The following is a 19,183-nucleotide window of genomic DNA, read 5'->3' on the forward strand; positions in this document are numbered from 1 at the left end:
GGTGCAGAGCCTGCGGGATGCGTTGGCGGCGGGCCGCCGGCCGAGGGTGGTGTTCACCGCATCGGCGGGGCAGATCGCCGGTCAGATCGGCCAGGTCGTTGATGGCAGCCACCACGTCGCTGCGGTCGATGTCGCAGCGACGGCCGAGGTCGGCCTGGCTGGCGGGGCCGCCCTCGGCGAGCGCGGCCAGCAGCCGGTAGTGGTAGCCGCGCAGGTCGTGGGCGGCGAAGCCCTGGCTGACCAGGCGGGCGGCGTGGCTGGCGGTCTGGTTGAGCAGCCAACTCGGGGTGGTGCGTAGCCCGGCGGGTGACTGCGGGGCGGTGGACTCCATGGGCGGCAGCCTAGCAGGAATCGTTGGTCCAACCCACGATCTATGTTACGTTGGCTGCACCAACGTTGGTCGGGCCAACGTCAACAAGGAGGCACGTCATGTCCACCGCTCCCACCCTCAACGGCCAGGTCATCGGCCAGGCCCACTACGCCACCCGGGCCCTGCTCGAGCAGGCCGTCGCCCCGCTCGGGGTCAGCTTCGGCCAGGTGCTCATCCTCAACGTCCTCGCCGCCAGCGCCATCGAACGGACCGGGCTCGTGCACCGGATCACCAGCACCCTCAAGGTCGACGAACCGGCGGTGCACACGCTGATCACCCAACTCGTCGAGGCTGACCTCGCCCAGGTGGGCGACCGCACGCCAGCGGGTGCGCGGGAGCCGCAGCTATGGCTCACCGACACCGGTCACGCCGTGCAGGGCCGCATCTCCGACGCCGTCGCGGGCATCACCGCCCGCCTCTACGCGGACATCCCGGCCGACGAGACGAGCGCCGCCGCCCGCGTCCTCACCCTGGTCACCCAGCGTGCGAACGCCGAACTGGCGGCGATCCCGGCCGCGCCGGTCGCTCAGAAGTAGTCGAGCAACTGCGCCGGGCCTCCGGCGCCCAACAGGTCCAGGGCGTCCGGGCCGGCGCCGGCGGCGTGCAGCAGGCCCGCCTCGGCGACCGACCGGCCGCCGGCGACACCGGCGTAGAGCAGCGCGAAGCCGCGCACGTCCAGGCGCAGGTCAGCCTCGCCACCGATCCGGGTCAGCTCGCCGGCACCGTCGGCGACGCTCAACCGCCAGGTGCCGGTGTTCCAGTCGGCGACCGCGTCGGCGAGGGTGAACTCGACGGCACCCCGGGCGTGGGCGGGCCAACCGCGCATGCCGACCGCCCGGGCCACGTCCACCGGCCGGTGCATCCACAGGTCCCGGTCGTGCTCACGGACCGACTCCAGCGGCAGGTGCACGCTCACGGCGTCGCCGTCGAGCGGGCACAGCCGCAGGGTCGGGGCGACGCTGGCCCAACTGCCGAGCACACCGAGGAGTTCCCGGGCGGCCCCGGCGGTGGTCGCCAGCGCCTCGTCGACGGTCAGCACGGAGTCGGCGCCGTAGCCACGCCCCCGTTCCCAGCTGGCGTAACCCACCAGGTCGCCGCCGTCCTCGACGAGGGTGAGCGCGTCGCCGCGCAGGCCGCGCTCGGCGGCGAAGAAGTCGAACAGCTCACCCCGGCGGGTGAGCGGGCCGTTGCGGTGCCGGGTGACCCGCTCGTACAGGGCCGCGACGGCGGGCAGATCGGCGGGCGTGCCGGCGCGGACGGTCAACCGGGGGTCCGGCCGGTGCCGGGGTAGCGCGGCGGTGGCCAGGTCGACGGTGCGCAGCACCCCGGCGGCCTCCCACCCACAGGCACGGTAGGGGGCCGCGACGGTCGGGTACAGCGCGCTGATCGCCGCGCCGCGCTCGCGGGCACCGCGCAGCAGGGCGGTGAGCATGCCGCGGGCCACGCCCCGGCCGCGGGCCTCGGGGGCGACCGCCACGCCGGCGACGTCGGCCGCGGGCACGGCCCGCCCGGACCACCACTGGTCGTGGTGCAGGTCGACGGCCTTGCCGACGAGCCGGCCGGTGTCGTCGAACGCGCCGTAGCGGGTCATGCCGGGCACCGCGACGGTGGCCTGCGGTGGTCGCTGCGGGTCGGACCCGAAGGCGAACCGGCCCAGCTCCCAGGCGTCGGCGAGGTCGTCGGCGGCGAGTTCGCGCACGTGCACGGTGGCGGGCATCGGCACACCCTAGCGGGACCGATCTTCGAGGGCCGCCGAATTTGCGGCGGGGCGCGGGGCCGGTGCCGGCCCCCCGCCCCGGTGGTCAGTGCTGCGGGATGTTGGCCACGCCGATCCGCTTGCGGAACACCCAGTAGGTCCAGCCCTGGTAGGCCAGCACGACCGGGGTGAAGATCACCGCAACCCAGGTCATGATCTTCAGGGTGTAGGGGGTGGAGGCGGCGTTGGTCGCGGTCAACGTGCCCGCCGCGTCCAGGGTGGAGGGCAGCACGTTCGGGAACAGCGCCGCGAACAGGGTCGCCACCGCCAGCCCGATCGCCACGGCGGTGCCGGTGAACGCCCAGCCCTCCCGACGTACGCGGGCGGCGGCGAGGCCACCCAGCAGGGCGAGGGCCGCGCCGACGGCGAGCACGACGGCGGCCGTGCTGGAGCGGATGCTCAACGTCCAGGCCAGGAAGCCCACCGCCAGCACGGCGGCGCCGACGCAGAGGCGCACCGCGAGGGCGCCTGCGCGCTCGCGGATGTCGCCGGCGGTCTTCAGCGCGATGAACACCGCGCCGTGGGTGAGGAACAACGCGAGGGTGGTCGCGCCACCGAGCAGGGCGTACGGGTGCAGCAGGTCGAACAGGCCACCGACGTACTCGTGCTCGGCGTCCAGCGGCACACCGCGCAGGATGTTGGCGAAGGCGACACCCCACAGGAACGCCGGCAGCAGCGAGCCGATCACGATCGCCGCGTCCCAGCGTCGCTTCCAGGACACCTCGGGGCGCTTGTGCCGGTACTCGAAGGCCACCCCCCGGGCGATCAGGGCCAGCAGGATCAGCAGCAGCGGCAGGTAGAAGCCGGAGAAGAGGGTGGCGTACCACTCGGGGAAGGCGGCGAACATCGCGCCGCCAGCGGTGATCAGCCACACCTCGTTGCCGTCCCAGACCGGGCCGATCGTGTTGATCAGGACCCGTCGTTCGCGGTCGTCGCGGCCGAGCACGGGCAGCAGCATGCCCACGCCGAAATCGAAGCCCTCCAGGATGAAGTAGCCGGTGAAGAGCACGGCGATGAGGAGAAACCAGATGGTGGTGAGGTCCACGGCAGGCTCCGGTTATCAGTAGGCGAAGGCGAGCGGACGGTCGGCGTCGTCCGTGTCGTCGGACGGAGGCGTCTCGCTGACGTCGGGTACGCCGGCGCGGGCGTAGCGCAGCAGCAGCTTGACCTCGATCACGGCGAGGGTGGCGTAGATCAGCGTGAAGGCGGTGAACGAGGTGAGCACCTCGGCCAGCGAGACGCTGCGGGACACGCCGTTGCGGGTGAGCATCTCGCCGAAGACGATCCACGGCTGGCGGCCCATCTCGGTGAAGATCCAGCCGAAGGAGTTGGCCAGCAGCGGCAGCACCGGCATGGCCAGCCCGGCGCGCAGCAGCCACTTACTGGTGGGCGTGCGGCCCTTGCGCTGGCTCCAGAGCACCAGCAGGGCGATCGCGGCGGCGGCCATCCCGAAGGCGATCATGAAGCGGAAGCTCCAGTAGGTGACCGGGATGATCGGGGTGTAGCTGCCGGCGCCGTACTGGGTGGCGTACTGGGCCTGGAGGTCGTTGATGCCGTGCACGGTGCCGTTGGGGTCGCCGGTGCCGAGGTACGACAGCAGGTACGGGATCTTGATGGCGAACACCTCGCGGCTGCCGTCGAGACTGCCGACGGTGAGCACGGAGAACGAGGCGGGGCTCTCGGTGGTGTAGAGGCCCTCGGCGGCGGCCATCTTCATCGGCTGCACGTCCGTCATGATCTTGCCCTGGATGTCGCCGGTGAACAGCACGGCGGCGGAGGCGACCAGGACCACCCAGGACCCGAACTTCGTGGCGAAGCGGTAGGCGCCCGTGTCGGCGGAGTCGCGGTGACGGATCACGTGCCACAGGCCCACGGCGGCGACCAGCGACCCGGCGACCAGGAACGAGCCGGCCAGGGTGTGCGGGAACGTGATCAGGGCGACCTTGTTGGTCAGCACGGCCACAAAGTCGGTCAGCTCGGCGCGACCGGTGTCCGGGTTGACCCGGTAGCCGACCGGATTCTGCATGAACGAGTTCGCGGCGAGGATGAAGTACGCGCTGAGGTTCGTGCCGATCGCGGCGGCCCAGATGCTGGCCAGGTGCGCCCGCTTGGGCAGCCGGTCCCAGCCGAAGATCCACAGGCCGATGAAGGTGGATTCCAGGAAGAACGCGACCAGCGCCTCGATGGCCAGGGGCGCGCCGAAGATGTCACCGACGAAGCGCGAGTAGTCGCTCCAGTTCATGCCGAACTGGAACTCCTGCACGATGCCGGTGACCACGCCCATGGCGAAGTTGATGAGGAAGAGCTTGCCGTAGAACTTGGTGAGTTTGAGGTAGCGCTCGTTGCCGGTGCGGTGCCACAACGTCTGCAGGATGGCCACCAGCACGGACAGGCCGATGGTCAGCGGCACGAAGAGAAAGTGGTAGACGGTGGTGACACCGAACTGCCATCGGGCGACGTCCAACGCGTCCACCTGGAACCCCCAGCCATTTCGTACTACGAGACGTAGTAAATACTACTGCTCGTCGTAGAGGGATGGGCAGGGCCGGGCGACCCGAACCGGCCCGGGACCAATGACCTTGATCACGCCGGGCCTGCCGGCAGGCCGCGGGCAACGGGCCGACCTGCCCTCGCGCCCCCACTCGGGCATGCGACGATGGCGCGCTGATGGACACCGCGCACTCCCCCTGGCAACCGCCGCTGATCTGGCGCGCCGCCCAACTGCTGGCCCGAGTTCTGGTCGGCCTGCTGGCCCGCCTCGAGGTCACCGGCGACGTCCCCGCGCACCTGCGCCGTGGACCGCTGGTGCTGGCCGCCAACCACATCAGCCCGTTCGACCCCGTGGTGATGGCCGCCGCCTGCCAGACCCGCGGCATCGCCCCCCGGATCATGGCCACCGCCGGGTTGTTCCGCGCCCCGCTGATCGGCTTCGCCATGCGCCGCGCCGGGCACATCCGCGTCGACCGGGGCACCGACGCCGTGCACCGGGCCCTCGACGCCGCCACCACCGCAGTCGGGGGAGGCTCGGTGATCCTCATCTACCCGGAAGGGCGCATCGGCCTGGACCCCGGCATGTGGCCCGAACGCGGCAAGACCGGCGCCGCCCGGCTCGCCCTGGCGTGCGCCGCCCCGGTCGTCCCGGTCGCCCAGTGGGGCGCCCACGAGGTGCTGCCGTACCGGGCGCCCCGGGGAATGCTGCGGGGCGTCGCCCGCGCGCTGTGGCGCCGCCCGGTGATCCGGGTGCACTTCGGCGCACCCGTCGACCTGAGGGAGGCGGCCGCCGCCGGCCCCGGAGTCGCCCGCCGGGCCACCGACCGGATCATCGACACGCTCACCGACACTCTCGCCCCGCTGCGCCCCGACGAACCCGACCGACCCCGGCACGTCGACCCGGGCCGCCCGAGCGACACCAGCCGGATCCACCGCCGCCGTTCAGCCTGACCCGCGCCCTGGACGCGTCAGGCTGGGAAGCGCAGTTCGTCAACAACCACCTTGGTCACGCCGCGCTGAACCTGGGCCTGCGTGACGCGCTGGCCAGAAAATGGGCCACCGGGCGACAGGAACAATGATCACGTGTCGCGCCGCCGTCTCGTCCTCGTCGCAGTGGTACTCCTCGTCGTCGGCGGGATGGGTTACGCCGGGTTGCGGACCGCGTACCACCACGCCAAGGACCAGCGGGACCTCGCCGACCATGACGATCATCCCGGCGGGCCTGATGTTGCTCTGGACGAGCGAAGCCCGGGGCACCTGGGCCCTGTACGTCCCGAGTCTCTTCTGGCCGGTGTGGGGGGTGGCACTCGGCGCCGCCACGATCGCCTACCACCTGCGCCGGCGTGGCGCCTGCCACCACTGCGGGCGGGCCATCAACCGGGGCCGACACCGCAACCGCCGGTCAACGGACGGCAGGTGCGCGACGAACTCACCGGCGCGCCGGCGCCCCGGGCCTGATCTTCGCCGGCAGGCCACCCACGCTCCACCGGCGGCAGGCATACTGCGTCGCGTGCTGACCCGATCCGGCTACCTCGACGCACCCGGGCCGCTGGCGTTCGCCCACCGCGGCGGCGCCGCCGAGGGCGACGAGAACACCACCGAGGCGTTCGCGCGCGCCATCGGGCTGGGCTACCGGTACGTGGAGACCGACGTGCACGCCACCGCCGACGGGGTGGCGGTGATCTTCCACGACCCGACGCTGCGCCGGATCACCGGCGAACCGGGGCGCATCGCCGACCTGCGCTGGGCCGATCTCGCCTCGGTACGCGTCGGCGGGGCCGCCGTCGTACCCCGGCTCGACGAGGTGCTGGGCGCGTGGCCGCGGGTGCGGTTCAACATCGACGTGAAGGCCGACGGCGGCGTCGAGCCGACGGTGGCCACGGTGACCCGGGCCGGCGCCGCCGGCCGGGTGCTGCTGGCCTCGTTCAGCGACGCCCGGCTGACCCGGCTGCGCGCGCTCACCGACGGGCGGGTCGCCACCAGCCTGGGCATGCGCGGGGTGGCCCGGCTGCGGCTGGCCTCGCTGCACGGCCGCCCGCTGCGGCTGCCCCCGTCGGTGGTCGCCGCGCAGGTGCCGCCGCGCTACGGGCGGGTGCCGGTGGTGGACCGCCGCTTCCTCGACTACTGCCACCGGCTCGGCCTGCAGGTGCACGTCTGGACGATCGACGAACCCGCCCAGATGCACGAGTTACTGGACCGTGGCGTGGATGGCATCATGACCGATCACGTCGGCGTGCTGCGCGACGTCTACCGCAGCCGCGGCCACTGGGCCGCCTGACCGGCGAAGGACCCCGATGGCCGAGACCGTGACCCCCACGGTGGACGACAACCCGCCCCCGGCGAGCACCCGCCGCGAGCGGAGCGGCTGGTACATCTACGACTGGGCCAACTCCGCCTTCCAGACCACCGTCATCACGGTGTTCCTCGGCCCGTTCCTCACCACCGTCGCCGAGTTGGCCGCCGGCTGCGAGCTGGGCGCGGACAGCTGCGACGGCTACGTGCACCCACTGGGCATCCGGGTGGCCGCCGGCTCCTACTACCCGTACCTGATCTCACTGTCGGTGTTCCTCACCGTGTTCGTGCTGCCGGTCATCGGGGCGATCGCCGACCGGTCGGCACACAAGAAGCGACTGCTCGGCGCCGCGGCGTTCACCGGCGCCGGCGCGACCATGGCGATGGCCTTCGTCACCGGCGACCGTTACCTGCTCGGCGGGGCGCTGTTCCTGGTCGCCAACATCTCCTTCGGCGCGGCCATCGTGGTGTACAACTCGTTCCTGCCGCAGCTCGGCGGCCCCGACGAGCGTGACGGCATCTCCAGCCGTGGCTGGGCGCTGGGCTACCTCGGCGGCGGCCTGCTGCTGGCGTTCAACCTGGTCGCGGTCACCCTGTTCAGCCAGGACGACAACCCGCAGCGCACCCTGGACCTGGCCCGCTGGTCGATCGTGTCCGCCGGGGTGTGGTGGGCGGCGTTCACCCTGGTGCCGCTGCGCTGGCTGCGCGAACGCCCCACCGCGGCGGCGCTGGCCGGCGGCGGCAACGTGCTCACCGACGGGTTCCGGCAGCTCGGCCGCACCCTGCGTGAGGTCAAGGCGTACCCGCTGACGCTGTTCTTCCTGCTCGCGTTCCTGGTCTACAACGACGGCATCCAGACCGTCATCACCCTCGCCAGCCAGTACGGCACCGAGGAACTGCGGCTGGAGCAGAGCACCCTGATCGTCACCATCCTGCTGGTGCAGTTCCTCGCCTTCGGTGGCGCGCTGAGCCTCGGCGCGCTGGCCCGGCGCATCGGCGCCTGGAAGACGGTGCTGCTCAGCCTGGTGCTCTGGACCGGTGTGATCATCGGCGCATTCCGGCTGCCCGCCGAGGCGCCGGTGCCGTTCATGGTCCTCGGCGCGGCCATCGGCCTGGTCCTCGGCGGCAGCCAGGCGCTGAGCCGGTCGCTGTTCAGCCAGCTCATCCCGGCCGGCAAGGAGGGCGAGTACTACGGCTTCTACGAGATCAGCGACAAGGGCACCAGCTGGCTCGGCCCGCTCGCCTTCGGCCTGGTGTTCCAGCTCACCGCCTCCTACCGGGTGGGCCTGGTCTCCCTGCTGATCTTCTTCGTGGTCGGGTTCCTGCTCCTTCTGGCCGTGCCGATCCGCCGGGCCATCGTCGCGGCCGGGAACACGCCTCCGCGGGTGCTCTGAGCAGGCCGCGCCGGCCGGATCGGCCCCGGTCGATCAGATAGGCTGCCCGACCGTGACCGACGACGCCGCTGCCGCCCCGACCTGCCTGGCCCACCCGTTCCCCGGCCAGCCGCACGCTCCGGCCGGGTGCGCGGCGGCGCGCGGGCTCGACGGGCGTCCGGTGCACGCCGCGGCGTTGAAGTTCTTCTGGGGGCCGATGGACTGCGGCAAGTCCACCATGGCGTTGCAGATGAACTACAACCACGCTCGGCAGGGCCGGCGAGGGCTGGTCACCACCCGCATCGACCGGTCGCTGGGCCCACAGGTCACCACCCGCATCGGTCTGGCTCACGAGGCGATCGAGGTCACCGACGACCTGGACCTGCGGGCCCTGGTCCGGGGCCGGTGGGCCGAGGGGGAACGCGTCGACTACCTGATCTGCGACGAGGCGTGCTTCTACACCGTGGAGCACGTCGAGCAGATGGCCGAGCTGGTCGACAGTTATGACGTGGACGTGTTCGCGTTCGGCCTGGCCACCGACTTCCGGTCCTGCCTGTTCCCCGCCACGCAGCGGCTGTTCGAGCTGGCCGACGAGGTGGCCCGCATCCAGGTCGAGGTGCTCTGCTGGTGCGGCCGGGAAGGGCTGCTCAACGCCCGGGTGGTCGACGGCCGGGTGGTCCGCGAGGGCGCGCAGGTCGTCATCGGCGACACGGTCGACACCGCCGAGGTGCGCTACCAGGTGCTCTGCCGACGGCACTACCGCAGCGGCGACCTCGGCCCCCGCGACTGACCGTCCCGGTCAGGCCGGGCCGATCGGCCTGACGACCGACGGCTCAGAAGGGGTCACCGCAGACCCGCCAGTCCCCGCCCTCGCGGACGACCGGCAACCGCCGTTCCTCGCTGAGCCCACCGTCGCGGGTCAACTTCACGGTCACCATGCCGTGTGGCCGCCCGCCGCGGGTCGCCACCGACACGTCGGTGATCTCGTAGTCGGTCACCATCGGCGGCGTACGCATCCAACTGGTGAAGCCGATCTGGCTCCACCGGCTGCGCGCGTCCGCACAGAGCCGCTCGTACGCCCCGTCACTGTCGCCGAGGGTCACCTCGCTGAGGAAACTGTCGGCGGTCTCCCGGATCGGGCCGGCGGCCTGGCGTACGGTCTGCAGGTTCCAGGCGCCCAGCCCGGCCACCCCGACGCAGCACAGCGCCATCCCGAACCCGGCGAAGGCCAGCCCGGTACGCATCGGGCGGTGCCGCCGGGCCGGTCGGCTGTACGGCTGGCCGGCACCCACGACTACCGACCGTAGAGAACACCGTCGCAGCGAATCACGACAAGTCGGAAACTGGGTGCGACCGGTGGACGGCTGTGCCCTGTGCCTCGCCGACCTGGCCGCGACGTCACCGGGCCGTTGACCGCCGCGCTGCTCGTCGAGCACGCCGCGACGAGCAGGCGGAGTTGGCAGCCCGGCTGTGGGCGCGGCGCTGGCTGCGGCACAAGGAGATAGCCGAGGACGCCCACCTGGACCTGCTGTGCTGACCGGGCGAGAAACACGCCGTGTACCTGACAGTGGTTGGCAGGTAGACGGGCGCAGACTGCCCGCATGACGACAACCGCCGACCTTGCCATGGTCAACCTGGACAGCTCCGACCCGGCCGCGCACGCCGCGTTCTACCACCGGGCCCTGGGCTGGGAGACCACCCACAGCCAAGCCGAGTACGCCATGATCAACGGCGGTGGCATCTCCATCGGCTTCGGGCTGGTCGAAGGGTACCGGCCGCCGTCCTGGCCGGACCCGGCCGGCGGTAAGCGCTACCACCTCGACCTCTACGTCGACGACCTGGCCGTGGCAGAGAAGGAGTTCGTCGAGGCCGGCGCGTCGAAGCCGGAGTTCCAGCCCGGCGGCGACCGGTGGGTGGTGCTCATCGACCCGATCGGGCAGCCGTTCTGCATCTGTCCCCGCCCGCAGGGCTGAGGCCCTCCGCCCGCAGGGCCGCGCTGACCCGCCCACGCCTGCGGCGGGTCAGCGCAGCGGACCACGGGCGCGGTAGTGGACGCCCTGGTGGCTGACCCGCTGCCCGCTGAGCAGCCCGGTCAGCAGGTCGAGGCCCTCGTCGAGCATGGCGGCCCGCACGGCCACCTCGGTCGGCTCGCCGAACGCGGCCAGGCCCCGGTCGCCGGGGTCGCCGACGCCGACGGGGACGGTGGCCCGCCCCGCGCTGAGGTGGTCGAGGGTGAGCACCTCCCGGGCCAGCTTCGCCGGACGGCGCCGGCGCAGCGCGGTGACCGCGGTGCCCAGTCGCACCCGGCTTGTGCGGGCGGCTGTCGCCGTGAGCACCAGCCACGGGTCGTACGTGGACGGGTCGTCGCCGGAGTAGTGGATGAGGTAGTCCTCCAGGAACACCCCGTCCCACCCGGCGCGCTCGGCCAGCTCACCCAGCTCGACCAGGGTGGACACCGGGACGGAAGCACCGCCGCACGGAAGCTCCAGGCCGTGTCTCATCCACCGACCGTATGGCGGGGGTACGACGCTCAGCCGCGGCGGCGGGACCGGGCCGCCCACACCACGTACGCCGGATCACGGTCGAGGTTGTGCCGGTCGCGGTCGTAGCGTCGGGTGGTACGGGGGTCGGCGTGCCCCATCGCGTCCTGCACGTCCTCCAACGGAACGCCCTCCGAGCGGGCGGTGGTGGCGAAGGCGTGCCGCAGCGAGTGCGGGGAGAGCTTCGCCCAGGCCGGGATGCCGGCGGCCCGGGCCAGCCGGCGGACCATCCGGAACACCGAGTGCCGGTCCAGCCGGGCACCGCTGGCGGTGACCAGCAGCGGCCCGGTCAGCTGCGGCACCGGCACGCCGGTGGCGGAGGCCCGCTGGGCCAGGTAGGCGTCCACCGCGTACCCGGTGCCGGGGGTGAGGGCGCGCCGGCGCTGCTTGCCGCCCTTGCCGACGAAGCGCACGCTGCGGTGCCCGCGTTCGGTGCCCAGGTCGGTCAGGTCCAGTGAGATCAGCTCGCCGACGCGCAGACCCAGGTCGGCCAGGAGCGCGATCGCGGCCCGGTTGCGGGCGGCCGTCGGGCCGGTGTCCGCGTCGGCGGCGCCGAGCAGCGCGTCCACCTCCTCGGGGGTGAGCCCGACCGTGGCGGAGTGGTCCCGGTCGACGCGCGGCCGGTCCGCGCCGGCAACCGGGTTGGCCGGCACCCCGCCGAGCTTGACGAGGAAGTCGTACCAGCTGGACAGCGCGGAGAGCCGGCGCGCCACGGTCGCCGGGGTCAGTGGTCGGCCACTGCGCGCGCCGAGGGTGGACTCCAGGGCGCGGGCGTACTCGTTGACGTGCAGGAAGTTGGCCCGCAGCGGGTCGAGGTCGCGGCCCGCGCACCAGCTGAGCCAGCCGGTGACGTCGCGCCGGTAGGCGTCGCGGGTGTGCTCGGACAACCGGCGGTTGCGCAGCCACGCCTCGGTGACGTCGACCGGCCCGCCGGGCAGGGCCGGTCGGGCCGTCGGACGAGCGAGCACCGGAGCGTCGGAGGACACCATGTGAAAAACACTCTCAGCTCCGGGTGGGTTCGCCGCGAAGGCGCGCCGAGACCACCGGGCCCCGGCCGGTGTCCGGGCGCGGTGTGCCGGTTACCGTCGGGCGGTGCGTGCCAGTCGGCTGGTCTCCCTGCTGCTGCTCCTGCAGACGCGGGGGCGGATGACCGCTGCGGAGCTGTCCGAGGCCCTGGAGGTGTCGATCCGCACGGTGTACCGGGACGTGGAGTCGTTGGGCGCCGCCGGGGTGCCGGTGTACGCCGAACGCGGCCCGGCCGGCGGGTACCGGCTGCTCGACGGTTACCGCACGCGGCTGACCGGTCTGACCGCCGGCGAGGCCGAGGCGCTGTTCCTGGCCGGTGTGCCGGGCCCGGCCGCCGAGCTGGGCCTGGGGTCGGTGCTGACCACCGCCGAGCTGAAGTTGCGTGCCGCGCTGCCGAGCGACCTCGCCGACCGGGGTGGGCGGATCCGGCAACGGTTCCACCTGGACGCGCCGAGCTGGTTCCGCGAGCCCGAGCCGATACCGCACCTGGCCGCCCTGGCCGGCGCGGTGTGGGAGGACCGCCGGATCCGGGTGCGCTACCGGCGGTGGCAGCAACCACGGGACGTGACCCGGACCCTCGACCCGCTCGGCGTGGTGCTCAAGGCCGGCCGGTGGTACCTGGTCGCCGCGGCGGCCGGACAGGTACGCACCTACCGGGTGGGCGCGATCCTGGACCTGACCGTGCTGGATGAACCCGCCGACCGGCCGGCCGGGTTCGACCTGGCGGGCTGCTGGCAGGAGCACACCGAGCGCTACGAGCGCAGCGTCTACCGCGCCGAGGCCCGGGTGCGGATGACCGTGGCGGCGCTGGCCCAGACGGTGCACCTCTTCCCGCCGGCGATGAGCCGGGCGGCGCGCGACGCCGCCGGCGCCCCGGACGCGCACGGCTGGCTGGTCACCACCGTGCCGATCGAGTCGATCCGGCACGGCCACGTCGAGATGCTCAAGCTCGGCGCGCAGGTGGAGGTGCTCGCACCGACCGAGTTGCGGGAGCGCCTCGCCGGCACCGCCCACGCGCTCGCCGCGCTCTATCCACCGCCCGGCACCGCGGAATCGTCGGTGGCGGACGGGGCCCTCGCGCAGGCGGACGGTGACCAGGCGGCAGGTACGGCTGCGAAGAATTCCGATGCTCGGGGCGGACCGGGCGCGGCGGCTGGCCCGCCCCGAGCACCGGTCAGGCGTTGATCTGCCGGCGTCCGTCGCCGCTGGCCCTGATGGTCACCCGGCGGGGCTTGGCACGCTCGGCGACCGGGATGCGCAGCGTCAGCACCCCGTTCTCGTAGCCCGCCTCGAGCTTGTCGGTGTCCAGGGTGTCACCCAGGAACAGCCGCCGGGTGAAGGTGCCCATCGGGCGTTCGGCGGCGACCAGCTCGACGCCGTCGCCGGTCGGCCGGCGCCGCTCGGCCCGGACGGTGAGCACGTTGCGCTCGACCGTGCAGTCGATGGTGTCCGGGTCGACGCCGGGCAGGTCGAACGCGGCGTAGAAGTGGTCCCCGTCGCGGTATGCGTCCAGGTGCATCGTCGCGGGACGGGCTGCCGTACCGAAGAACTGCTCGGCGAGCCGGTCCATCTCGCGGAACGGGTCGGTACGCATCAACATGGTCGTGCCTCCTCGGTTCTCCTGGCCGAAGGTGATGAGTTGAGTCGGAGTGACTCAACTTCCTCTTCATCTTTTAGCGCGAACGGACGCGTCCGTCAACCGCTCAGCGAAGCCGCTTCTCGAACCAGTGCTCGGCGTACGGGCCGTGGGAGAACGCCGGGATCTCGACGTAGCCGTGCCGGGCGTACAGGGCGCGTGCCTCGACCAGGTCGTTGCGGGTGTCCAGCCGGATCCGGTCCACCCCGACCGTCCGCGCCTGCTGCTCGACGGCGGCCAGCAGCACGGCGCCCCCGCCGGTGCCGCGATGTGCGGGGCGGATGAACACCCGGGTCAGCTCGGCCCAGTCCGGCTGCCACCGCAGCCCGGCGCAGCCGGCGAGGTCCCCGCCGCGGTGGGCGAGCAGGAGCAGGCCGGTCGGATCCGTCAGGTCGTCGCTGGGCAGTTCGGCCAGCGCCTCGTCGACCTCACCGGGCAGGGCGGGGCGGCGGTGGTAGCGGACCACCATCTCCGTCATGTACTCGCGGAGCAGCAGTGTCGCGTCGGGCTGGGCGGGATGGGCGGCGGTGGTCACCCAGGTGGGTCGGAGTGTGCTGGTCACCAGTCGATCATCAGCACCCGGTCAACGGATTTATCCACCGTCCGGGCCGCCGGCTTCCGACGGGTCCGGCGACCCGGGACGCTACCGGTGGCGGGCGGGCAGCAGGGTGATCAGCGCGACCGCCACGGCCACGTGCATCGCGCCGAGGGCCAGCTTGGCGCCGGCGGTGGCCTCGGTGCCGAGCAGTGGGCCGAAGGACAGCAGTGTCACCACGATGGCCAGCGAGATCCAGATGAGGCGGGCGGTGCGGGGGACGAACCGCTCCAGCAGGGCCAGCGTCGCCCAGCCCAGCAGGGCCGCGCCGAGGGCGATCCCGATGATCTGGCCGGGCCCGAGGACCAGCGGGGGTTGCCCCGGGCTCTCGACGGTGTAGTCGACTCCGGCCGCCTCGCCGATTGCCCAGATGGCCAGGCAGGCCAGGACGGCGGCGGCGACGCCCAGGGCGCGGCGACGCAGTGGCGACGTGGTCGTTGTGGTGGTGACGGACGGTTCGGCGGTCGCGCTCATGACGGGCTCCTCGGTCGGGGTGCGATCGAGTGAGACCGTATCAGATAGTCTTGGACGGGACTATCTGTTTCGGACCTAACAGCCGGAGCGACCGCCGGGAGCGTACGGGGAGGTGGTCGCCAGCGGGCCGCTCACCAGCGCGGTGAGCGCGCGCAGGAACGCCTCCCGGTCCTGCTCGGGCAGGGTGGCGAGGAGATCGTCCTGGATGCGTCGTACGACGTCCTGCGCCCGCTCCAGGACCCGCTCCCCCGCCGGCGTGACGGCGACCAGCCGGGCCCGCCGATCCGTCGGCGCAGGGCGACGCTCGGCAAGGCCGGCCCGCTCCAGCTGGTCGAGCGTGACGACCATGGTGGTCTTGTCCACCCCGCAGCGTTCACCGATCTGCCGCTGGGTCAGGTCCCCGGTGCGGGCCTGCGCCAACACGTAGTGCGCCCGGGGTGAGATGCCCAGCTCGGCCAGGCCGGCGGCGTGCTCGGTCTGGAGCGCGTGACTCGCCCAGGAGAGCAGGAACAGCAGGTCGGGCGGGCCGTCGGCGGGCGAGCAGGAGGTCATGCAGGGAGGCTAACAAGATGCTCCGCGACGGGACGGTTCGCCGGCCGGACGATCAGGCCCGTTGGTAGATGCCCTGCTCGCGGGTGAGCAGCTGCTCGTCGATGAGGTAGCGGCGCAACGTGGCGTGGTCCGACCCGCCAGCGGCGCACCACGGCTTGAGGGCCTCGTCCACGGCCCGCTCGGGGTAGCGCGTTCCCGGCTCGAACGACCGTTCCGCGATGTGCGCCAGCAGCACGCGCCGCCGGCTGCGTTGCGCCGGCAGGCCCACCAGGACACCGGAGCGCAGGAACGTCCGCAGCACCGGGTCGTCGGCCGGCTCGGCGTCGTCGGCCGGGCGGCGCTCGCGGGCCGCCGCCCGCAGCGACTCCTCGTCGGCCGTGAGCGCGCCGTCGGGGCCGGTGACCAGGCCCGCGTCGGTGAGCCGGCGGATGCCGGTGAGCACCGTCCGCGCCGGCAGGTCGGTCCGCTCGGCGATCCGGGCCGTGCTGGCCGCACCCAGCACGATGGCCGCGAAGACCCGCCGGCGTCCGTCGTCGGCCAGGGCCCCGGCCAGAGCGTCCGCTGTCATGCCGGTCACCCTCTCATCGGCCGTACGCCGACCGCCAGGCGTTTTCTCGACACGGTCCGCGGCTCAGTCGAGCGGTTGCTCGGCGACGAGCAGCACCCGGCGCAGCAGGTCGGAGAGCACCCGCCGCTCGGCCGGGGTGAGTGCGTCGAGCAGTCGGCGCTCCTCGGCGCCCCGGACGTCCATCGCGCCGTGCCATGCGGCTCGGCCCGCGTCGGTGAGCTCCACATCCACCCGTCGCCGGTCGACTGTGGACGGGGTCCGCCGTACGAAGCCCCGCTCGACCAGGCTGTCGACCCGCGCGGTGATCGACGCGGGCGCCATCGCCAGATCCGCGGCCAGTTCCGAGGGTGCGGCGCGTCCCTGCCGGCCGGCGAGCGCGTGCAGCGTGTCGTACTCGTGGGCCGGCAGGTCGAAATCCACCAGCACCCGCTCCTTCACCGTGCGCAGGTGCCGGGTGAGGACACTCATCCGGGTCACCGCCCCCTCGACGTCCGGGTCGAGGTCGGGCAGGACGGGCAGCCAGCGCTCGACGTGCCGGTCGACGGAGTCGTGGGTGCTCATCACCAGAGCTTATCGCAGCAAAATATTCATTGCCGAAATATTCGATGTCAAAGTATCGTGTGGCGGTGACCAGTCCTCTGCGTACCCGCTCCTTCCGGCTGCTGTTCCTGGGCCGTACCGTCTCGGCGGTCGGCGACGCCGTGGTGCCCGCCGCCCTGGCCCTGGCCGTACTGCGGGCCACCGGTTCGACCAGCGCGCTCGCCGTCGTCCTCGCCGCGGCGATGGTTCCCCGGCTGCTCCTGCTGCCACTCGGCGGCGTGGTCGCCGACCGGTTCGACGCCCGCCGGGTCGCCCTGGTGGCCGACCTGGTCCGCTGCGCGACCCAGCTCGCGGTCGGCGTGGAGCTGCTCGGCGGCGACCCGTCGCTGGCCACCATCGTGGTGGCCTCGGCGCTCGGTGGCACCGCCTCGGCGTTCGCCATGCCGACCGCCTCCCCGCTGGTCGCCGGCACCGTCGAACCGGCCGCCCGGCAGCGGGCCAACGCCCTGATGGGGATCACCGCCAACACCAGCCGGCTCGCCGGCCCGGCGCTGGCCGGCGCACTGATCTGGGCCGCCGGCCCCGGCTGGGCGTTCATCATCGACAGCGCGTCGTTCGCGCTCAGCGCCACGCTGCTCGCACTGGTCCGGGTCCGGCACGTGCCGGTACCCCGCCGCTCCGTACTCGCCGACCTGCGGCACGGCTTCGCCGAGGTACGCGCCCGCGACTGGTTCTGGACCAGCCTGATCGGACACGGCGTCTGGAACGGCGCCGCCGCCGTGCTGATGACCCTCGGGCCGGCCATCGCCATTGACCGCCTCGGCGGCGAGGCCACCTGGGTGCTGCTGTTGCAGGCCGGCGCGATCGGCATGCTCACCGGCTCACTGCTGGCCGGGCGGGTCCGGCTCGACCGGCCGGTGCTGCTGGCCAACCTCGGGCTGGCCAGTTACGCCGCGCCGCTGCTGCTGCTCGCCGTCGCCGCGCCCGCCCCAGTGGTGATCGTCGCCTACGGGATCGCGCTGACCGCCCTCGGTTACCTCAACCCGGTCTGGGAGACCGTCGTGCAGCACCAGTTCCCGCCCGAGGTCCTGGCCCGGGTCACCTCGTACGACTGGCTGGTGTCGCTGGCCGCGATGCCGCTGGGCTACGCCTTGGCGCCGCTGGCCGCTGACGCGTTCGGCGCACCCGTACCGCTGGCGATCGCCGGCCTGCTGGTCCTGGCCGCCTGCGCCGGCACCGCCCTGGTCCCCGGCGTACGCCGGCTCACCTGGCCAGCGACCACGGCACCGCAACCGGTCGAACCCGCCGGCGCCAACGCGCGGTGAGGGGATTCGACCGGTCGCCGGGTCACTCTCCGGTCGGACCGCCCGCCATCTCGGCCACGACGTCGAGGTGGCCGAGGTGGCGGGCGTACTCCTGGAGCAGGTGGAACAGCACCCGCTCCAGCGACGCGGGGTCGGCGCCGTTCCATCGCGGGCCCGGCGCACCGACCTCCGCCAGGTCGTGTGTCGTCACCACCGCGCTGGTGTGCGTGCCCTGCGCGCGCAGCGCCGCCACCAGATCCGAGCGGGTTTCCTCGGGGGCGACGTACCAGCGCTCCCCGCGACGGTCACCCCACGGCTCGGGGACATCCCGTCCCTGGAAACCCCACTCGATCCAGCGCAGCTCGACGTACCGCAGGTGCTTGAGCAGCTCCAGCGGAGTCCATCCCGACGGCAGGCCGCTGCGCCGCAGCTCCGACTCGGGCAGCGCCGACACCTTGGTCAACACGGACTCCCGGAAGTAGTCCAGGTAGCGCAGGAAGACCTCGGTGCGGCTGCCGGCGGGGCTCGTGGGCTCGGGGAAGGGCATGGTCATCGGCCCATTGTGCGGGACGGGTCAGCCGGCGGGCAGGTCGCGGCCGCGCTGCTGCACACCGGCCTGGCCGTACGGATAGTCCCCCACCGGTGGGGCGCTCGCCTCGTCCAGCAGCCGGGTCTGCTCCGCGTCCAGGAGCAGGTCGGCGGCGGTCAGGTTGTCGTCCAGTTGGGCCGTGGTGCGCGCCCCGAGGATCACCGAGGTGACCGCCGGGCGGGCCGCCAGCCAGGCGAGCGCCACCGCCGACATGGACACGCCCCGTTCCGCGGCCACCTGGCCGACCGCGTCGATCACGCGCCAGGTGCGGTCCTCGGCGTTGCGGCCCGCGTACGCCTCGACGCCGCGCTGCGGGTTGTCGCCGAGCCGGGTGGCGCCGGTGGGCGTGCTGTCCCGCTGGTACTTGCCGGTCAGCCAGCCGCCGCCCAGCGGCGACCAGGGCAGGATGCCGATGCCCTCGTTCTCACAGACCGGCACCAGCTCGAACTCGATCTCCCGGGCCAGCAGGTTGTACTGCGGCTGGAGGGTCACGATCGGGGTGAGGTTGAGGTGCTGGGTGAGCAGCGCGGCCTTCTGCAACTGCCAACCGGTGAAGTTGCTGACCCCCGCGTAGCGGATCTTGCCCGCGCGGACCGCGTCGTCGAAGAACCGCAGCGTCTCCGGCAGCGGGGTCAGCGGGTCCCAGGCGTGCGCCTGGTAGAGGTCGACGGCGTCGACGCCGAGCCGCCGGAGGCTGGCGTCCAGGGCGCGGGTCAGGTGCACCCGGGACAGGCCGGCGTCGTTCGCCCCCGGACCCATCGGGAACCGCCCCTTGGTGGCGATGACCAGCCGGTCGCGCAGGTCGGGCCGCGCGGCCAGCCAGCGGCCGACGATCTCCTCCGAGACGCCGGCGGAGTAGACGTCGGCGGTGTCGATGAACGTGCCGCCGGCCTCCACGAACCGGTCCAGCTGCGCGAAGCTGGCCGCCTCATCGGTCTCCGCGCCGAAGGTCATGGTGCCCAGACACAGGGTCGACACCACCGTGCCGGTGGCACCCAGAGTGCGAAAGCGCATGTCGTCCTTCCGGTAGAGGAACAAAACTGATCTTCGCACCGGGTCCCAGAGCGTGCGGCAGGGG

At 72.8% G+C, this 19,183-nt stretch carries 22 protein-coding genes and 1 pseudogene; 8 read left to right on the forward strand and 15 right to left on the reverse strand.

All coding sequences use genetic code 11. From position 1 onward, the window contains the following. Positions 1-145: 145 nt before the first annotated feature. Positions 146-331 (reverse strand): annotated as a pseudogene (locus KBX63_RS35675) (MarR family transcriptional regulator); the annotation flags it as partial. 98 nt (positions 332-429) lie between these two features. On the opposite strand from KBX63_RS35675, the gene KBX63_RS29750 reads away from it, so the two are divergent. After that, on the forward strand, positions 430-906 hold the full coding sequence (locus tag KBX63_RS29750; RefSeq protein WP_210916980.1) for a MarR family winged helix-turn-helix transcriptional regulator: 477 nt from the start codon (positions 430-432) through the stop codon (positions 904-906). Here KBX63_RS29750 and eis read toward each other — a convergent pair. The 3 genes from eis to KBX63_RS29765 form a co-directional block, all read right to left on the reverse strand. Then, positions 897-2,087, reverse strand: a complete 1,191-nt coding sequence (gene eis, locus KBX63_RS29755) for an enhanced intracellular survival protein Eis (protein WP_210916982.1) — start codon at positions 2,085-2,087, stop codon at positions 897-899. The two genes, KBX63_RS29750 and eis, sit on opposite strands and share 10 nt — an antisense overlap. Positions 2,088-2,172: 85 nt before the next feature. Further along, the gene (gene cydB, locus KBX63_RS29760) at positions 2,173-3,171 is read right to left on the reverse strand and encodes a cytochrome d ubiquinol oxidase subunit II (RefSeq protein ID WP_210916984.1); all 999 of its coding nucleotides are present in this window, start codon (positions 3,169-3,171) and stop codon (positions 2,173-2,175) included. A gap of 15 nt (positions 3,172-3,186) precedes the next feature. Then, positions 3,187-4,599: a cytochrome ubiquinol oxidase subunit I gene (locus tag KBX63_RS29765; RefSeq protein WP_210916986.1), complete on the reverse strand. Its 1,413-nt coding sequence runs from the start codon at positions 4,597-4,599 to the stop codon at positions 3,187-3,189. Positions 4,600-4,793: 194 nt separating this feature from the next. Here KBX63_RS29765 and KBX63_RS29770 point away from each other — a divergent pair, with 194 nt between their 5' ends. The 4 genes from KBX63_RS29770 (at position 4,794) to KBX63_RS29785 (ending at position 9,071) form a co-directional block, all read left to right on the forward strand. Beyond that, a complete protein-coding gene (locus KBX63_RS29770) occupies positions 4,794-5,567 on the forward strand; it encodes a 1-acyl-sn-glycerol-3-phosphate acyltransferase (protein WP_210916989.1) in 774 nt (257 codons plus the stop codon). Positions 5,568-6,126: 559 nt separating this feature from the next. Then, a complete protein-coding gene (locus tag KBX63_RS29775) occupies positions 6,127-6,894 on the forward strand; it encodes a glycerophosphodiester phosphodiesterase (RefSeq protein WP_210917076.1) in 768 nt (255 codons plus the stop codon). Between the two features lie 16 nt (positions 6,895-6,910). After that, the gene (locus KBX63_RS29780; protein WP_210916991.1) at positions 6,911-8,302 is read left to right on the forward strand and encodes an MFS transporter; all 1,392 of its coding nucleotides are present in this window, start codon (positions 6,911-6,913) and stop codon (positions 8,300-8,302) included. 52 nt (positions 8,303-8,354) lie between these two features. After that, positions 8,355-9,071, forward strand: coding sequence for a thymidine kinase (locus KBX63_RS29785; protein WP_121652894.1), 717 nt, complete (start codon positions 8,355-8,357; stop codon positions 9,069-9,071). Positions 9,072-9,114: 43 nt separating this feature from the next. Here KBX63_RS29785 and KBX63_RS29790 read toward each other — a convergent pair whose 3' ends face one another. Continuing rightward, positions 9,115-9,573 (reverse strand): hypothetical protein, encoded by a 459-nt coding sequence (locus KBX63_RS29790; protein ID WP_210916994.1) that lies wholly within the window; start codon positions 9,571-9,573, stop codon positions 9,115-9,117. Between the two features lie 309 nt (positions 9,574-9,882). On the opposite strand from KBX63_RS29790, the gene KBX63_RS29795 reads away from it, so the two are divergent. Beyond that, positions 9,883-10,254 (forward strand): VOC family protein, encoded by a 372-nt coding sequence (locus KBX63_RS29795; protein WP_210916996.1) that lies wholly within the window; start codon positions 9,883-9,885, stop codon positions 10,252-10,254. A 48-nt stretch (positions 10,255-10,302) separates the two neighbouring features. On the opposite strand, the gene KBX63_RS29800 is transcribed toward KBX63_RS29795, so the two are convergent. Next, positions 10,303-10,782, reverse strand: coding sequence for an LLM class flavin-dependent oxidoreductase (locus KBX63_RS29800; protein WP_210916997.1), 480 nt, complete (start codon positions 10,780-10,782; stop codon positions 10,303-10,305). A gap of 29 nt (positions 10,783-10,811) precedes the next feature. Further along, complete coding sequence (locus KBX63_RS29805) at positions 10,812-11,810, reverse strand: tyrosine-type recombinase/integrase (RefSeq protein WP_210916998.1); 999 nt, start codon at positions 11,808-11,810, stop codon at positions 10,812-10,814. Between the two features lie 103 nt (positions 11,811-11,913). Between KBX63_RS29805 and KBX63_RS29810 the strand changes: the two genes are divergently transcribed. After that, positions 11,914-13,032, forward strand: coding sequence for a YafY family protein (locus KBX63_RS29810; RefSeq protein ID WP_210916999.1), 1,119 nt, complete (start codon positions 11,914-11,916; stop codon positions 13,030-13,032). On the opposite strand, the gene KBX63_RS29815 is transcribed toward KBX63_RS29810, so the two are convergent. From KBX63_RS29815 to KBX63_RS29840, 6 genes are all read right to left on the reverse strand, one after another. After that, positions 13,022-13,447 (reverse strand): Hsp20/alpha crystallin family protein, encoded by a 426-nt coding sequence (locus KBX63_RS29815; RefSeq protein WP_210917000.1) that lies wholly within the window; start codon positions 13,445-13,447, stop codon positions 13,022-13,024. The genes KBX63_RS29810 and KBX63_RS29815 overlap by 11 nt on opposite strands. A 103-nt stretch (positions 13,448-13,550) precedes the next feature. Next, the gene (locus tag KBX63_RS29820; RefSeq protein ID WP_307871887.1) at positions 13,551-14,045 is read right to left on the reverse strand and encodes a GNAT family N-acetyltransferase; all 495 of its coding nucleotides are present in this window, start codon (positions 14,043-14,045) and stop codon (positions 13,551-13,553) included. An 81-nt stretch (positions 14,046-14,126) separates the two neighbouring features. Beyond that, complete coding sequence (locus KBX63_RS29825) at positions 14,127-14,552, reverse strand: DUF6069 family protein (RefSeq protein ID WP_210917001.1); 426 nt, start codon at positions 14,550-14,552, stop codon at positions 14,127-14,129. 75 nt (positions 14,553-14,627) lie between these two features. Then, positions 14,628-15,104: a MarR family winged helix-turn-helix transcriptional regulator gene (locus tag KBX63_RS29830; RefSeq protein WP_210917003.1), complete on the reverse strand. Its 477-nt coding sequence runs from the start codon at positions 15,102-15,104 to the stop codon at positions 14,628-14,630. 52 nt (positions 15,105-15,156) lie between these two features. Next, on the reverse strand, positions 15,157-15,672 hold the full coding sequence (locus KBX63_RS29835) for a DUF2087 domain-containing protein (RefSeq protein WP_210917005.1): 516 nt from the start codon (positions 15,670-15,672) through the stop codon (positions 15,157-15,159). 63 nt (positions 15,673-15,735) lie between these two features. Continuing rightward, the gene (locus tag KBX63_RS29840) at positions 15,736-16,233 is read right to left on the reverse strand and encodes a MarR family winged helix-turn-helix transcriptional regulator (protein WP_210917008.1); all 498 of its coding nucleotides are present in this window, start codon (positions 16,231-16,233) and stop codon (positions 15,736-15,738) included. Positions 16,234-16,298: 65 nt separating this feature from the next. On the opposite strand from KBX63_RS29840, the gene KBX63_RS29845 reads away from it, so the two are divergent. Then, positions 16,299-17,537: an MFS transporter gene (locus tag KBX63_RS29845; RefSeq protein ID WP_210917010.1), complete on the forward strand. Its 1,239-nt coding sequence runs from the start codon at positions 16,299-16,301 to the stop codon at positions 17,535-17,537. A 22-nt stretch (positions 17,538-17,559) separates the two neighbouring features. On the opposite strand, the gene KBX63_RS29850 is transcribed toward KBX63_RS29845, so the two are convergent. Together KBX63_RS29850 and KBX63_RS29855 are read right to left on the reverse strand one after the other, a co-directional pair. Then, positions 17,560-18,069: a DUF664 domain-containing protein gene (locus KBX63_RS29850; RefSeq protein WP_210917011.1), complete on the reverse strand. Its 510-nt coding sequence runs from the start codon at positions 18,067-18,069 to the stop codon at positions 17,560-17,562. A gap of 21 nt (positions 18,070-18,090) precedes the next feature. Beyond that, positions 18,091-19,119, reverse strand: a complete 1,029-nt coding sequence (locus tag KBX63_RS29855) for an aldo/keto reductase (protein WP_247663636.1) — start codon at positions 19,117-19,119, stop codon at positions 18,091-18,093. Between the last annotated feature and the right edge of the window lie 64 nt (positions 19,120-19,183).

Origin of the sequence: Micromonospora sp. U21, from assembly GCF_018070045.1 — a bacterium.
In the GTDB taxonomy this organism is placed as follows: domain Bacteria; phylum Actinomycetota; class Actinomycetes; order Mycobacteriales; family Micromonosporaceae; genus Micromonospora.

What these genes read in the sequence shown, in the direction of transcription:
- eis (WP_210916982.1), bottom strand. Translation starts at nt 2,087, where the DNA reads ATGCCCGCCACCGTGCACGTGCGCGAACTCGCCGCCGACGACCTCGCC.
- KBX63_RS29750 (WP_210916980.1), top strand. Translation starts at nt 430, where the DNA reads ATGTCCACCGCTCCCACCCTCAACGGCCAGGTCATCGGCCAGGCCCAC.
- KBX63_RS29780 (WP_210916991.1), top strand. Translation starts at nt 6,911, where the DNA reads ATGGCCGAGACCGTGACCCCCACGGTGGACGACAACCCGCCCCCGGCG.
- KBX63_RS29840 (WP_210917008.1), bottom strand. Translation starts at nt 16,233, where the DNA reads ATGAGCACCCACGACTCCGTCGACCGGCACGTCGAGCGCTGGCTGCCC.
- KBX63_RS29815 (WP_210917000.1), bottom strand. Translation starts at nt 13,447, where the DNA reads ATGTTGATGCGTACCGACCCGTTCCGCGAGATGGACCGGCTCGCCGAG.
- KBX63_RS29855 (WP_247663636.1), bottom strand. Translation starts at nt 19,119, where the DNA reads ATGCGCTTTCGCACTCTGGGTGCCACCGGCACGGTGGTGTCGACCCTG.
- KBX63_RS29850 (WP_210917011.1), bottom strand. Translation starts at nt 18,069, where the DNA reads ATGACCATGCCCTTCCCCGAGCCCACGAGCCCCGCCGGCAGCCGCACC.
- KBX63_RS29805 (WP_210916998.1), bottom strand. Translation starts at nt 11,810, where the DNA reads ATGGTGTCCTCCGACGCTCCGGTGCTCGCTCGTCCGACGGCCCGACCG.
- KBX63_RS29795 (WP_210916996.1), top strand. Translation starts at nt 9,883, where the DNA reads ATGACGACAACCGCCGACCTTGCCATGGTCAACCTGGACAGCTCCGAC.
- KBX63_RS29825 (WP_210917001.1), bottom strand. Translation starts at nt 14,552, where the DNA reads ATGAGCGCGACCGCCGAACCGTCCGTCACCACCACAACGACCACGTCG.
- KBX63_RS29770 (WP_210916989.1), top strand. Translation starts at nt 4,794, where the DNA reads ATGGACACCGCGCACTCCCCCTGGCAACCGCCGCTGATCTGGCGCGCC.
- KBX63_RS29830 (WP_210917003.1), bottom strand. Translation starts at nt 15,104, where the DNA reads ATGACCTCCTGCTCGCCCGCCGACGGCCCGCCCGACCTGCTGTTCCTG.
- KBX63_RS29800 (WP_210916997.1), bottom strand. Translation starts at nt 10,782, where the DNA reads ATGAGACACGGCCTGGAGCTTCCGTGCGGCGGTGCTTCCGTCCCGGTG.
- KBX63_RS29835 (WP_210917005.1), bottom strand. Translation starts at nt 15,672, where the DNA reads ATGACAGCGGACGCTCTGGCCGGGGCCCTGGCCGACGACGGACGCCGG.